Source organism: Hallella faecis (assembly GCF_018789675.1).
GTDB classification, from domain to species: domain Bacteria; phylum Bacteroidota; class Bacteroidia; order Bacteroidales; family Bacteroidaceae; genus Prevotella; species Prevotella faecis.
The window spans coordinates 1-15,320 of record NZ_JAHKBE010000021.1 but is presented as its reverse complement, the minus strand read 5'-3'; the positions used below and the strand labels follow the sequence as shown (position 1 = coordinate 15,320).

The 15,320-nt window shown below is 58.1% G+C and carries 8 protein-coding genes; 2 read left to right on the top strand and 6 right to left on the bottom strand.

The features are described 5' to 3' along the window. Position 1 precedes the first annotated feature (1 nt). Both KM934_RS06490 and KM934_RS06485 read right to left on the bottom strand, forming a co-directional pair. Entirely contained in the window at positions 2-1,645 is a 1,644-nt protein-coding gene (locus KM934_RS06490; protein WP_215759814.1) for a phosphoethanolamine transferase, read from the bottom strand. A 38-nt stretch (positions 1,646-1,683) separates the two neighbouring features. Further along, entirely contained in the window at positions 1,684-2,910 is a 1,227-nt protein-coding gene (locus tag KM934_RS06485) for a BamA/TamA family outer membrane protein (RefSeq protein WP_215759813.1), read from the bottom strand. A gap of 301 nt (positions 2,911-3,211) precedes the next feature. On the opposite strand from KM934_RS06485, the gene KM934_RS06480 reads away from it, so the two are divergent. Both KM934_RS06480 and KM934_RS06475 read left to right on the top strand, forming a co-directional pair. Beyond that, on the top strand, positions 3,212-5,344 hold the full coding sequence (locus KM934_RS06480; RefSeq protein WP_215759812.1) for a M3 family metallopeptidase: 2,133 nt from the start codon (positions 3,212-3,214) through the stop codon (positions 5,342-5,344). Positions 5,345-5,534: 190 nt separating this feature from the next. Next, positions 5,535-6,833: a M18 family aminopeptidase gene (locus KM934_RS06475; RefSeq protein WP_215759811.1), complete on the top strand. Its 1,299-nt coding sequence runs from the start codon at positions 5,535-5,537 to the stop codon at positions 6,831-6,833. A gap of 235 nt (positions 6,834-7,068) precedes the next feature. Here KM934_RS06475 and KM934_RS06470 read toward each other — a convergent pair whose 3' ends face one another. The 4 genes from KM934_RS06470 to KM934_RS06455 are packed head-to-tail and all read right to left on the bottom strand — an operon-like array spanning position 7,069 to position 14,936. After that, positions 7,069-8,874: a C10 family peptidase gene (locus tag KM934_RS06470; RefSeq protein ID WP_215759810.1), complete on the bottom strand. Its 1,806-nt coding sequence runs from the start codon at positions 8,872-8,874 to the stop codon at positions 7,069-7,071. A 54-nt stretch (positions 8,875-8,928) separates the two neighbouring features. Then, positions 8,929-9,900 (bottom strand): hypothetical protein, encoded by a 972-nt coding sequence (locus KM934_RS06465; protein WP_215759809.1) that lies wholly within the window; start codon positions 9,898-9,900, stop codon positions 8,929-8,931. A gap of 60 nt (positions 9,901-9,960) precedes the next feature. Continuing rightward, positions 9,961-11,694 carry a RagB/SusD family nutrient uptake outer membrane protein gene (locus tag KM934_RS06460; RefSeq protein WP_215759808.1) on the bottom strand — a complete coding sequence of 578 codons (1,734 nt, stop codon included), beginning with the start codon at positions 11,692-11,694 and terminating at the stop codon, positions 9,961-9,963. 50 nt (positions 11,695-11,744) lie between these two features. After that, complete coding sequence (locus KM934_RS06455) at positions 11,745-14,936, bottom strand: SusC/RagA family TonB-linked outer membrane protein (RefSeq protein WP_215759807.1); 3,192 nt, start codon at positions 14,934-14,936, stop codon at positions 11,745-11,747. Positions 14,937-15,320 lie beyond the last annotated feature (384 nt).

The following is a 15,320-nucleotide window of genomic DNA, read 5'->3' as shown; positions in this document are numbered from 1 at the left end:
GTCATTCCTTCGTCCGCATCTTCTCCATGTCGATGGGCTGTAGGCAGGCGTCGTAGGTTCGCGGCTGGTTGTGGTCGTCCACGAAGAGCCGGGGATGGTTGGCGTAGGCCCGGCTGGCCAACGAGAGCGCGTCTTTGCGGTAGCGGGTGGCCACACCGCCCAGCGTGAGCAGGGTGTGGAACACGCTGTTGCTCTCGGCCGCCCGATGGCGATTGGCCTCAAGGGTCGCCACGAGGTCGGCGTGGCGCTGGCGGTAGGCGTCGGAGGTCCACACCACGAGCGGCACATGGAGCTGCCAGTAGGATGGGAACGGCGAGGCGTGGAGGAAGAGGTGGCGGCGGTCGTCGAAGATGTCCTCGCCATGGTCGGACGTGTAGATCATGGCCGCGCTGCCCCCTTGGCCCTCGAGCGCCGCCAGCACACGGCTGAGCAAGAGGTCGGTGTGGCGAATGGTGTTGTCGTAGGCGTTGATGAGCTGCGGGCGGTAGGTGCGTTTCGCCCCTTCGTAATGGTCGGGCGCAAAGGCGCGGGCGGCCTGCGGGTAACGGTCAACGTAGCTGAAATGGGAGCCGTAGGTGTGGACCACCACAAACAGGCGCTCGCCACGGTGGGCTGCCAGGCGCTCCTGCAGGGGCGCCAGCAGGGCGGTGTCGTCGATGGGGTCGGGGTGGCGGTCGCGCAGGAAGAGGCAGTCGTCGGCCTGCTCACCGAGGTAGTCGATGAACGAGTGGTTGCGCTGTTGGTTGGAGAGGAACACGGTGTGGTAGCCGGCCTCGCGAAACGCCTGCATGATGCCCTTCGTGCGGTAGAGTATGTCGTAGTTGTCGGCCTCGGCCAGCGAGAGCAGGATGGGCACACTCTTGTGTGTGGTGTTGCTCTGACTCATGTAGTTGGTAAACACGGTGAGGCCCTTCGCCTTCGAGAGCAGTGGGTTGGTGGGGCGGCGGTAGCCGTAGAGCTGCCAGTTGTCGGCCCGGCTGGTCTCGCCAATGACGAGCACCACCGTCTCGGGCTCGCGGTCGGCGAAGGTGCAATGGGCGTCGTAGCGGAAGGCGCTCGACGCCTGCTTGTAGTTGGCGGAGGCTTGCTGTCGGCCAAGGGCCAGCACGAAGTTACACACGGCATTGAGCGGAAACAGGTCGGCCGTGGGCGCATAAGGGGTGAAGAGCGCGAGGGATGCGGTAACCATGGCCATGGCAGCAGTGGCCGCAAGGGCCGGGCGGCGTTGGCGGTGCAGGAACGTGGCGTCGGCCCACCTTCGGCGGCGCCACAGCACGGCGGCCAGCGTGAGGGTGGGAATGTAGATCACCACCACCCACACGATGGCGGGCAACAGTTGCGACAGCAGTTCGCCCACCTCGCCCGAGTTGGTGGTGACGAGGTTGAGCCACATGTCGACGGCGATGGGGCCGCGCCCATAAAGATAGATGAGCACCATCTGGAAGGCGCCCAAGAACAACAGGGGGAACAGCAGGATGACCGTTCGCCCCACCTTGCGCGAGAGGGTCAGCACGAGCCAGTAGGCGGCCAGCGGCGCCACAACGCCCACCAGGCGCCCGACCCACGACAGCGACTCGGTGAAGGCCAGCACGAGGTTGGGCAGGATGAGCACCAGGAGGAAGAACAAATAGGTTGCCTTTTTCATGACGAATGGGTTTGATGGGGAACGGTGGGCCAACGGCCTTAGAACGCCTCATTGATGTTGAAGATGAAGCCCGTGCCGTTGCGGCTGAAGCCGTAGTCGAGGCGCACGTTCACACCTTTCTTAAACTGCCAGCGATAGCCTATGCCAGCGTTGGGCAGGATGCGACGGAAGCGCAGGCTGCCATAATTGGGGAATACCTCGGCGGCGCCCAGCCACACCACCAGGCCGTTGCGGTGCCAGATGTGTTGGCGCAGCTCCACCTGAGCGTCGACAACGTTCTTGTCGCGGTAGCGTCCCTCGTAGTAGCCGCGCATGCGGTTGCTGGATCCCACATCGGAGAGCATGGGCCACGGCACGCTGCCCACCGACTGCCGCGTGTGGAGCTCGCCGGCAAGGATGGCGCCACGCCAGGCGCGGCGGTAGGTGGCCACTTGCAGTTCGCCCGACCAGTAGGTGTCGTTGTTGCCCAGGAACGTGGGGTTGGCGGTGAGGTCGGCCTGCACAAACCAGCCACGGGAGGCGTTGAGCATGAAGTCGCGTGTGTCGAACGTATAGCTCACGCCCACCGACACGTCGCTCACCGTGAGCGGGCGGCCACCCAACAGCGCGGGCGCATGGTCCTTGAGCTTGTAGGCGTGCACATATTGGTAACGGGCTATGGGTCCGAGGTAACTGTAGCGGTTGAGCGGCAGCAGGAATCGCGCCATCACCTCAAACTTGGTGCGACTGTATTTGCTCTTGTTGTCGTCGTTGTCGCTCTCGGGATAGCTGAAGCCCCAGAGGTACGACGGGAAGGTGTAGACATACAGGCGGTAGTCGAGCCGATAGTGCTTGCGCGGCAGGAACGTGTTGCCGCGAAGGCCGATCATGAGGAAGCCCTTGGTGGTGACATCGCTGTAGAGCGAGGCGTTGGAGAGCTCGAGCGTGCTGTCGGAACGGTCGGTGGAATAGAGGGCCGACGCCACCAGGCCCAGGCCCACACCGGTGTCGGAGGCGTAATGGGGACCGCCAATGATGCCAAAATCGATCTTCTTGTTGGGTTTGGGCTTGTCCGACTCGGCAAAATATTGCAACACACGGGCCACCAAGCCGCGCTTGGGCTTCAGCGCCAAGGTGTCGAAGGGGACCGGAGCGACCGATGGCGGGGCGGCCGATGGGGTGGAGACGGATGGCCCGGCCTCCTGCCCGTGGCGCGCAAGCGGTTGCTGCGCCCACAACGGTGTATGGGCGGCCAACAGTAAGCCTATGATTATCAACGCTTTCATACGAATCGGTTATATGCGTCAAGCGGTAGCGATGAGTTGTTGCTTAGGTAGGTTGATCGGCCTCATGACCAAATGGCGCATCGAGAATACAATAGCAATAGAAAACTCGGGCAAAGATAATAGTTTTTTGCGTAATACCATTGCAATATGTGGAAAATCGCTCCAAGAGGTCATTTATTTGTCGCACAAACCACGGATTATTGCAGTCTTTTTACTAAATTTGCGGAAAGTATGGCCTTGGCCGCCCACAACCGTGGCGCAAGCGCCCCACCCTGTCGATTCACCCATAACAAAATCTAATATGAGACTTAACCGTTCTTTCTTAACCCTCGGCTTGGCCGCTGCCCTGTTGCAGGCGCCAGCCCCCGCGTCGGCCCAGTCAGCGGGTCGGCAGAACCCGTTGTTGCAGAAGAGTAGCCTGCCCTTTGGAGCGCCCGACTTCAACAAGATTCAGGAGTCCGACTACCTGCCGGCCATCGAGGAGGCCATCAAGATACAACGCGCCAACATCCAGAAGATCGTGGACAACAAGAAGAAACCCACCTTCGCCAACACCATCCTCGCCTATGAGGAGAGTGGCGTGGTGCTCGACCGCGTGACGAGCGTGTTCTTCGGTCTGACCAGCGCCCACAAGACGCCCGTCATCGCCGAGACGGAGAAGAAGGTGTCGCCCATGATGACCGACCTGAGCAACGAGATTTCGTTCAACAAGAAGCTCTTCGAGCGTGTGAAATATGTGTACGACAACGAGTATGCGAAACTCAAGGGCGAGGACAAACGACTCACGGAGATCGTCTACAAGGGATTCGTGCGCTCGGGAGCACTGTTGCCCACCGATAAGATGGAGCGCATGAAGCAGATCAACTCGCGCATCTCCGACCTGCAACAGCAATGGGGCGACCTGCTGCCCGACGCCACCAACAACGCCGTGGTGTGGGTAAAAAGCAAGGAGGAACTGGCCGGACTGAGCGAAGCCGACATTGCGCAGTGTAAGAACGACGCGCAGAGCCGTGGGGCCAAGGCTCCCTACTGCATCGTGATCATCAACACCACGCAGCAGCCCATTCTCGCCAACCTGGCCAACCGCGACTTGCGACGCAGGGTGTATGAGGCCAGCATTCATCGCGCCGATGGCACCAACCCGAAATTCAACACGTTCCCCATCGTGGTGGAGATAGCGAAACTGCGCGCCGAGAAGGCGAAGATCATGGGCTACGACACCTACGCCGATTTCGCATTGGAGCGCACCACGGCGAAGAATGTGAAGAACGTGGACCATTTCCTCACACAACTCATCAGCGAGTATGCGCCCAAGGCCGACGCCGAGACGCGCGCCATTGAGCAATACGCGCAGCGCACCGAGGGCAAGGATTTCCGCCTACAGCCCTACGACCGCTTCTACTACTCGGCAAAGATGAAGAAGGAAATGCTCAACATCACCGACGATGAGGTGAAGCCTTACTTCAATGTCGACAGTGTGCAGATCAATGGCGTGTTCTACGCCGCCAACCGCGCCTACGGCCTGACATTCAAGCAGCGCAAGGACATCCCCACCTATCATCCCGACATGAAGGTGTTTGAAGTGTTCGACCGCAACGGAAAGGCCATCGCCCTGTTCTACAGCGACTTCTTCCGCAGGCCCACAAAGCGGGGCGGCGCATGGATGAGCAGCTTCGCCAAGCAGAGCCGACAGCGCCACCAGTTGCCCGTCATCTATAACGTGTGCAACAACGCCAAGGCGCCCGAGGGACAGCCGTCGCTCCTCACATGGGACGAGGTGTGCACCATGTTCCATGAGTTTGGACACGCCTTGCATGGCATACTCTCCAACTGCCAGTACGACGCGCTGTCGGGAACGGCTGTGCCACGCGACTTCGTGGAGATGCCGTCGCAGTTCAACGAGTCGTTCGCCCAGATTCCTGAGGTGTTCGACCATTTCGCGCGCCACGCCGTGACCGGACAGCCCATGCCCGCCGCACTGAAGGAGCGCATGCTGAAGAGCATCAACTTCCAAACGGCCTACGCCTTGGGCGAGAACCTCGCAGCCACCTGCCTCGACCTCGCTTGGCATAAGATCAGCGCCGAGGAGGTACCGTCGGTCTACATGGCTGGCGCCTTCGAGAAGGAGCAACTGCACAACGTGGGATTGCTCAACACGCAGATCCCGCCGCGTTACATCACATCCTATTTCAATCATGTGTGGGGTGGCGGCTACGCTGCCGGCTACTACAGCTACCTCTGGACAGAGGTGCTGGCCGTGAACATCGCCGACTACTTCGCCAAGCATGGCGCCCTCGACCCCGCCGTGGGCCAATCCTTCCGCGATAAGATCATCAGTCGTGGCAACACCAAAGACCCCATGGAGATGTTCACCGACTTCACGGGAATGAAGCAGCCCGACGCCTCCACCTTCCTGAAGGCAAGAGGCTTGTAACCGATAAGCTTGGCCTGGGCGGGGCTGGCGGCCCAGCCCCGCCCAAGCTTCGCCCCAACCCAAGCACCGCAGCTCGCCTGTCACCGGCCCTGCCCAGGCTTCGCACCAGCCCAGCACCCGCTTGCGAAAAGAATTTCGGGCGCATATTTGCGCCCGCTTCTCCCCATCATCAACCCTCAAACCCATCTTTATGATTAACCGTCTTCTTTCTTTCCTTGACGCCTCGCCCGTAAATTTCCTGGCCGTCAAGAACATTGCCGACAGCCTGGAGGCTGCTGGCTTCCGCCGCCTCGACGCCCGCCAACCGCTTGGCGAGGTGAAGGCCGGCGACTGCCTCTTCGCCACCAAGAACGCCTCATCGGTCTACGCCTTCCGCATAGGGCGGCAGCCGCTCTCCGAAGCGGGCTTCCACATGATATGCGCCCATAGCGACTCGCCCACCTTCCGCATCAAGCCCAACGCGGAGATGCTCACCGAGGGTGGTCTGGTGAAGCTCAACACCGAGGTGTATGGCGGCCCCATCATGTCAACCTGGTTCGACCGGCCGCTGACGCTCGCCGGCCGTGTCATCGTGCGCGGCGACGACGTGATGCACCCCATCACGATGCTCATGCATGTGCGCCGCCCGTTGCTGCAGATCAGCAACCTCGCCATCCATTTCAACCGCCAGGTGAACGACGGCGTGAAACTGAGCCGACAAAAAGATGTTTTGCCGCTGCTCGGACAGGTGACCAGCCAACTGGAGGAGGGCAACCTCCTGATGAACATCATCGTGGAAGAGCTCAACAAGCAAAGCCCCGTGAAGCGCGAGGACATCCTCGATTTCGACCTCTACCTGGCCGACGCGTCGCCTGCCTGCACCTTCGGCGCACACAACGAGTTCATCTCGTCGGGCCGTCTCGACGACCTCTCGATGTGCTACGCCGGCCTGGAGGCGCTGCTGGCCGCCGACACCACCGACACCACGCAGGTGCTCGCCATCTTCGACAACGAAGAGACGGGATCGCAGACCAAGCAGGGTGCGGCCAGTCCGTTCCTGGCCTACCTGTTGCAACGCATCGCCCTGGCCCAGAGCCACACCGAGGAGGCCTACTACCAGGCTGTGGAGCGCGCCTTCATGATCTCGGCCGACAACGCCCATTCCTGGCATCCCAACTACGCTGAGAAGTACGACCCGACAAACCATCCCATGCTGGGCGGCGGACCGGTCATCAAGTTCAACGCCGCACAGAAATATGCGAGCGACGCAGCCTCGGCAGCCATCTTCGCATCGCTCTGCGAGAAGGCCGGCGTGCCCTGCCAGCGCTTCGTGAACCACAGCGACGTGGCGGGCGGCAGCACCCTCGGCAACATCCTCGCCTCCTCGATTCCCCTGCAGGGCGTCGACATGGGCAACGCCATCCTCGCCATGCACAGCATACGCGAGACCGGCAGCGTCCAAGACCACCTCTACACCGTAAAGGTCTTCACCGAGTTTTATAAGCAGTAAAGGTAAGGCAGAATAAAGGCCAAGCCCGAAAAGCTTAAACCCTAAAGGCTTAGCCCCCAAGCAGAGCTTACCGACGAAGCCGACCCACGCTAAGGGGGGGCGACACAACAAGCCCAGCAAGCGCACCGTGCCCGTTTGCCCGATACGCCTTGCTGGGCTCTCTCTCTTACTTGATAATTCCACTTGATTGGGCTATCTCTCTTGGGTCAGAGATATCCACGCAGTGCCATTTCGCTTACTTCAACACCTTGCGAACCTGGTTGCCCTGGCGCTCAATGACGAGGCCCTTCTGGGCGCGGTTAGCGTCGATCTGGCGGCCCGCAGCGTCGTAGACGCATGTGGGAGCAGCCTCATTGGCGTCAGCGTTGATGTCGCGAATGTCCGTAACCGGCACAAGGTCGTACTTCACAGGTCCCTGCTCGGGGCGGTGAACCACCACCATGTCGAAGCTATAGCTGTATTGCTCATGATAGGTGCCGATGATGCAATCCATGGCATCGAGACGGAAGTAACCGTCGCCACGGCCACTGTAACCCCAGTTCACACCCACGTTGCCATTGGCGTCGTAGCCGTCGAGCACGAAGCAGTGGAAAGCAGCGGTGCCATTATACTTGGAGCCACCGGCGTACAGCACGGGGTTGCCGGCGCTGATCTCGCGATACACCACCTCACACCACTTGGCGTTGTCGTAGTTGTTGGGCTCAGGATAGTCCTTGTAGCCATAATACTGCGCATAATAGCCGAAGTTGTCAACCAGTCCGTCGGCAGCGTCGTACAGATAAGCGCCACTGACATCGATGCCGTATGTCATGTGGGCAGCCACGCCGCAATGGTACATGAGCGTAGCGATGGCACGCTTCTGCGTCACGCTGAAACCATTGGAATAGTCGGGCAGCAGGTCGTCGAAATTGTAAGTGGCCTGCGAATAATCGACCGTGTACTTCTTGTTCTCAAAGAACGTAAAGTTGGTACCCTTACCTGTGGTGGGATACTTATGGTAATAGAGAATCTGCGCCATGGCGGTGGCCACACATCCCGTTACACAGTTTCTACCACTCGAATTCTTCGGGCAAAGCGAATTGTAGGGCTTCCCCTGGTCCCACTTAGACTCCACGAGGTGGCTCACCGACGTCTTGCAACCGCTGGGCACACGCACCGCACGATGCGGCGCAGCCATGGCGCGATCGTTGAGCTTCTGCTCGGCCATCGAGAGGTACCACGACAGTGCGGGGTTGTCGGTGGCAAACAGGTTGTCGGCCGAATAGCCCACCACCGGCGTGTTGGCGTCGTCGTTGGCGATGATGGCGAAGCCGTCGTCGTAAGCCACGATCTCGGCCTCGAACTTGTTTTCGCCATCGGGCAGGTTCTTCATGGTATAGGTACCGGTGTGGCGCCAAAGAACGTTTCTAACGCGCTCGAACGTGAACTGGAAGGGCTCAGAGTCGCTATAGGTGTCGTCGTCGCTGTAAGCCACGATGGTGATGGTGCGCTGACCCAGCTCCAAGCCAATGAGCGTAACGCTATTGGTGGTGGTGGTGCCACTGACACCCGTGTCGAGGCTATACCTGTAACCAGAAGCGTGCTCCACGGCGGGCCACGTTACGGTCACACCGCCATTGCCGTTGGCCGTAGTGGCCGACGATACCGACACGAGCGGAACCTGCTGACTGGTGGTAGCCTTGAGCACAGCGATGGGCGACGTGGTCTTGTCGCTGTTGAGGGCGGTGAATGCCCACACCTTCAGCGTGTACTCGGTGTTGGCCTTCAGACCGGTGGCCACAAGCGACGTGGTCTGCGTAACGTCGGCGGTGATGACGTGGTCGAACGCGTCGACAAGCTCGTAGGCATACTGCGTGGCGTCGGCTACGGGATCCCAATGGAAGGCCAACGAGCTAACGGTCTGACCATCCTGTGAAATGGTGGGCATCTGCAACGGAGTCTTCTTGTCGTCGTCGCTGCACGAGGTGAACGACACCAAGGCGAAGAGGGCGACAGCCAGCATAGTGCCTAATCTGGAAATGATTGACTTATCGTATTTCATATACAGTATTCATAAATAGTTAAACATTGAGTGATAAAACACTGCCGCTGCCCATTAGCCAATGGGGTCCCAGTATCCATAAAGATCGGTGTAGCCCGAATCGGTTTCGTCGGTGTAATAGACAAACGGGATGAGCTTGAAGCAAGGCTCTGTGGCTGAGCCGCGCATATCAACGTTGCCCCACCACTCGTCGGAGGTGTCGTACCAGAAGTTGACGAAGTCGATACCTACGAACTCCTCACCGTCGGGATACCACTGAGCGTAAATGCCATTGTCGGCGTCTTGCATGAGGAACCAGCAAGTCTTACCGGCCGGGTCGGCTGCCCAATGGTTGTAAGGCGAAGGAATGCCATGCCATGTAGAACGGTCGTTGGGGTTGAAGTTGGCCGCGTCGTGCATCGAAGCGTCCATCGGATCGGCTGCCAGGATAGAGAACTCCCAGTTGATGCCTGAGTTGAGGAAGTTGTTGATGCGGAAGCGGTTCTTGCCCTCGAGCCAATAGATCTCAGAACGGGTGTCGGCAAACTCGCCCTGGTTCCACTTGAAGACGCCCTCGGTGAGCTTCACCCAACGGATCAGAGAAGCCTCATACTTGAACGAAGCCATACCGTCGGTGGCCACATACGGGTTGGTGTAGGCCTCATCCACGTGGATGATGAGGGTGTAGGTGTGGAGCATCTCCATGCCGGGATACTTAATCTCGAGGGTTGTTTCGTTCGCGCCGTCCTGGAAAGTGGCGGTGGTGGGAATTGTGAACACCTTGTCGGCCTTGTCGACAATGATGGGCACGGTGAGCTCGCCCTTGTTGTTGAGACGCTTCAGGGTAAGCGTGAACGACTGGCTCTGGGCATACTCCTCAGGTGTGAGCGTAGCCGTGGCCTCGTTAGACGATGCGAAATAGACGCCAGGGTTGTCGGGCGACACCTTCTTGGGCCACTCGAAATTGTCGTCGTCGGAGCATGCCGTGAAGGCGGCCGCTACGAAAACAGCGACGAACATGTATAGGATATTGGTTAATTTTCTCATTGTAGTCGGTGTTAATAGTGTGTTAAGAGTACGTTTATACCATTTTGCCATTGGCTTGGATTAAGGTGTGATGGCACCCGACGTGTTCGGACCAATGACAACGGCTGCGTTGTGGTTGCGCTCATACTCGGAGATGATGTAGTTCATCCAAGGAGCCACGTAGCCAGCGTAAGAGTTGAGCTGCATGGTTGAAGCGTAGTTGCTGCCGGCATACTTGCGGATGACGGGCAGGTTGAGGCGCTTGTAGTCGAAGAACACGAGGCCCTCGCCCCAGAGCTCTATGCGGCGCTGAACCATCAGGGCGTCGATGAAGTCGTTCATGTTGGTGGCGGTGCACTTGTATGAGCCATCCTTGTAACGGTACTGGTTGACCCACTTCTCGAGCTCCTGTGCGGCGGCTGCCACGCCCTGTGTGTGGGCGATGCACTCGAAGTAGTCGAAATACATCTCCTCCACGCGCATGATGGGCAGAGAGGCAATCAGACCCACGGTGAGGTCGGTGAGGTTGCCGCTACCTGAGCGGAACTTCAGGTTGGCGTATGCGGGCAGTGTAGACCACTTCTCGCCTGTGACCTTCGTCTTGTAGCCAGCGGGCACGGTAGTCTTTCCTGCGTCGCCAGGATTGATCCATGAGGGACGGCGCCAGTCGCCTGTGCCGATCTTGTCGTAGAGACCCTTGCTGATGCAACGGTAAGCCCTGTAGGTGGGAGTGCACATACCCCAGTCGGCCTCCGAGGCCATGTAGCCGAGGAACGTGTACCAGAAGAGCTCATTGATTTGCTCCTTCGAGTTGATGAGTGTACCCAGCATCCAAGAGTTGTTGGCGGTGTTGAAGCCTTGGTCGGGATCGCTCCACTGCTCCTCCGTGAGCGGTGTGTAGTTGCCCGCACCGATGGCCTGCTGTGCATAGTAGGCAGCCTTCTGGTAGCACTCGAGGGCTGAAGAGATGCCGAGGTTGTCGTAGCCGTCGTCGGCGTTCTCAGCCTCGATCTGCTTCTGCAGGTCGGCGGGGTTCTTCTCGAAGCGTGTTGCCATGTCGAGCCACAGACGTGTCTTCAGACCGTAGATGACGCTCTGGTCCATGAAGGCCTTGTGCTCGCGGTTGTAGCCTGCGAGGTTCTCCTCGGCGCGGTTGAGGTCGGTCATGATGAAGCGGTTCATCGTGTAGAACGGTGCGCACGGATTGTTCTTGAGCTCCACCTTCGAGGTCTTGTCGGTCACGATAGGAATGGTGATGCCCATGCATCCGATCGAGTCGGCCTGTTTGTCGAGGTAGCTCACACCCGTCTTCTTATACTCGAAGAGGCGCTCCATGTCGAGGTAAAGCATGGCGCGGTAGCCGTATCCCTGTCCGAGATACTTCTTGGCGGCCTCATTGCCACCGTCGACGGCATCCTTACCCACGCTGATAACACCATTGGCGTTCTTGATAAACACATAGTAATAATAGAATGTGTAATAGTAAGCGTAGCGCAGCGATGATCCATCCTCGATGTAGTCCCAATAGTTGAAGCTATTGTCGCTCTGCGGGAAGTCGGCGCAAAGCAGGTCGCGCATGTACATCTGGCAGGGATAACCCCAGTCCTGCGTGTAGTCGCCCGAATTGTAGGTGTTCCATGTGGTGAGGAACGAGGGCAACGAGTTGGCTAAGTATGACAACGACTTACTGTCGGTCTTGATGGTCGCGGGCGTGGCCTCGTCAGTCGGCACGGTCTCGTCAATACATGCTGATAGGCCGCATAGCGTCATGACGGCGGCGCTGGCGAGAAGCATGTTCTTTATGTATCTTTTCATGATAGTATTCTTTTAGAAAGGTTATACGTTTGTTGGTTCACCTCGTTGCGTTAGAACGTTACGGTCAGACCACCTGTGAATGTGCGCACCTGTGAGTAGGACGACTCAGATGATGATCCCCAGAAGCTTCCGCGCGGGTCGAAGCCCTTGCGCTTGCTGAGGTAGAAGAGGTTCTCGCCTGATGCGTAGACGCGCACGCCACTCAGGCCAATCTTGCTCACGATTCGCTTCGGCAGTGTGTAGCCGATGTTGACGTTCTGCAGGGTGAGCGTAGAGGCGTCGGTGAGGAAGCGGTCGGACGTGGCTGCCGAGCGCGTGTCGATGTCCTTAACAGCATACTGGAAGCGAGGAATCTGGCTGCTGGTGTTGGTCTCCGACCAAGCGTTGAACAGGTCCTTGTGCAAAGAGAAGCCGGTGTAGACGGTGCTCGGGTTGCCCATGAGCGACTGGTAACCCCAGTCCATGGCCTTGCCGCCGAGCGAGTAGCTCATCGACACTGAGAGGTCGAAGCCGTAGAGGCTCAGCTGTGTGCTCAGACCACCATAGAGCTTCGGGTCGGGAGAGCCGCAGTTGAAGTAAGAGGCCTGGTTGAAGGCTGTGGTGGCTGAGAGCTCGCCTGTCTCGGGATTCTCCACGTACCATGTTGACTCGCCATTCTCGTTGACGCCAGCGAATTTCTTCAGGCGGAAGGTGTGGTAAGGAAGGCCCTCACCCACGTAGTAGTTGCCGTCGGTGTAACCGGGATGGCCGTCGAGCATGGCGCCTCTGTTGTCGGCGCTCAGCATGGTCACCTCGTTCTTGAAGTGTGTGGCGTTGAAGTTGATCATCCAGTTGACGTCCTTCGTGCGGATGGGGTTGAAGTGGAAGTCGAACTCGACACCACGGTTCACCATGTCACCCACGTTGTCGTAAGATCCAGCGTAACCGCCCGACTGGGGCACGTACACGTAGAAGAGCATGTCGGTGGTCTTGCGGCTGAAGTACTCCACGCTACCGGTGATGCGTCGGTCTAAGAGCTCAAACTCTACACCGAGGTTGAAGTTGGAGTTGGTCTCCCATGTGATGTTGGGGTTGCCCACGGTTCCCTGCTTGAACGCCACCTCGCCGTTGAAGTTGTCGAGGTAGTAAGTGTCGGTGTATCTGAAATAGCCGATGGCGTCGTTACCCTGCTGACCCCAAGAGGTCTTCAGCTTGAGCATGTTGACCCAGTCCACATCGAACCAGTTTTCCTTCGAGATGATCCACGCGCCACCGAGCGAGTAGAAGTTACCCCAGCGATGGTCGGGGTGGAAGTTAGAGGAAGCGTCGCGACGGAACGAAGCCGATGCGAAGTAGCGACCGTCGTAGTCGTACATGGCGCGCGAGAAGAAGCCCTCGGTGTTGTAGTGTGTGCTGTTACCGCCGTTGTGCAACTCCTTCACGGCAGCGTCGAGCTCCTGTGCGCCGAAGTAAGAGAACATCTTCGTGCGTGAGGCCCAAAGGCTGTTGCCCTTGTATCTGTAGTTCTCATGACCAACCATCAACGAGGCGTTGTGCTTGCCAAATGAGCGCGTATAGTTCACGATCTGCTGGAAGTTGAGCGCGTAGCTCTGTCCGTTTGACTTCTGCACGAATCCACCGGGATACAAGTCGGCGGTGTTGCCATAGAACGGCTGCATGGTAGAGGTGCTCTTCGACTCGTTGTTGGTAACGGTACCGTTGAGCGTGATCTTGAGGCCCTCGATCGGTGTGATGTCGGCGAAGCCGGCCAGCGTCATCACGTTGATCACATCAAGATCGGTGTTGAGCTCATTGGCCTGCAGGAAGTTACGTGCGGGGTCGGTAGGACGCAGCATGCCGCCGTTGGCGCCTGCACCGTAATCGTACATCTTACCGTGCTCGTCCATCATGATGTTACCGTTGCCGTCGCGCATATAAACGGGATAGATGGGGGCGTAACGCGTGGTGACATCGAAGACCGACAGTCCACCTGATCCCACGTTGTTCTGCTTGGTATGGGTGAAGTTCATGTTGGTTCCCACCTTCAGCCACTTCTTGGCCTGGTAGTCAGATTTCAGGCGTGCGGTGTAACGGTCGAAGTCGGAATGGCGCACCACACCCTCGTTCTTCAGGTAACCGAGCGATGCGTAGTACGACATCTTCTGGGTTCCACCCGAGATATTGAGGTTGTACTCCTGGCGGAGGCTGGTGCGGAAAGCCTCATCCACCCAATCGTCTGGAGCAAGGGTGAAGAACTGCCCGTCGTAGTACACGCGGTTTCCGAGCGTGGCGTTGGGGTTGATGCGTCCGTTGGAACCGATGAGGTACTCGCCCTTAGGCACATTATAAACCACGTAGCCCAAACCACCATCCTGGCCATTCATGCCGATGGTGTTGTTGGCCGCTACGTGTGCGTCGTAAGCCGACATGCCCTTATCGCGCACGTTATAGTTGTACAGGGCCTTGTAATAGAGCTCGTAGTACTGTGCGGGATCGGTGATGCGGTCGTAATCGACCGTGGCGCGGCTGTTGGCGCCCCACTTGGCGTCGAGCGTGATGGAAGCCTTCTCGGCGGAGCCCTTCTTGGTGGTGATCATGATCACACCATTGGCACCACGGGCACCGTACAGGGCGTTAGAGGCAGCGTCCTTGAGCACGGTGATGCTTTCCACATCGTTCGGGTTGAGGTTGTTCCAGCCACCGTCGTAGGGAGCACCGTCGACGATGATGAGCGGCTGCGAGTTGGCGTTGATTGAACCAAAGCCGCGGATGGCGAACGAGGGTGTTGAAGTAGGCGAGCCACTGGTGTTGGTCATCTGCACGCCGGCGACCTCACCCTTCAAACCGCTGAGTACGTTTGTGAGCTGCTTCTTGTTGAGCACGTCGGCCTTCACCACACCAGCCGAACCGGTGAATGATGATTTCTTCTGCTGACCGAAAGCCACCACGAGGAACTCATCGAGCTGTTCCTGCGAAGGAACCAGTTCCACACGCATGCTCGACATGGCCCGAACGCTCTGCGGCTGCATACCTACGTAGGTAACGATCACCTCAGTGCCACGTTTCACTCCCTTGGGGAGCGTGAACTTGCCCTGGGCATCTGTCACAGTGCCTTGGCGTTCGCCTTTGACCTTCACTTGGGCTCCGACCAACGGTTCTCCGTTCTCGTCGCAAACGGTACCGCCGAAAGTACCCGTCGACTGCGCGATGGCCTGGGTTGATAGGGCCAGTAACGCGCTTGCTAACAAAACTCGTACTCTCATAAAATTGTTTTTCATTAATATCCGCGGCATGATTTCATGCCATACAATAGGTTTCGGTTTGCAAATTATAAAATATGTATGAAACTTGCAAGTGTTTCGTTAAATATTTCTTAAAAATATTACGATATATAGGAATTTAACGGTTTTTCATTAACAAACGTATGTAATCGAGGTATTTTACTCACAATGTGAAATTGTGTTCGTAAACATCTATTATTATGCAACCTGTGTTCGCTTACACGTTACACCCGCGCCTTGCCTCTTGCAAGAAAGTAGCAAAAAGAAAGCCACGTAAGGCCAAACACGCCCATTTTGGGCGTGTTTTAAGAGGGGAGTCAAAAGTCAATTATACGGGCTGAAAGCCCAATAAGCTCATAGCCCAGG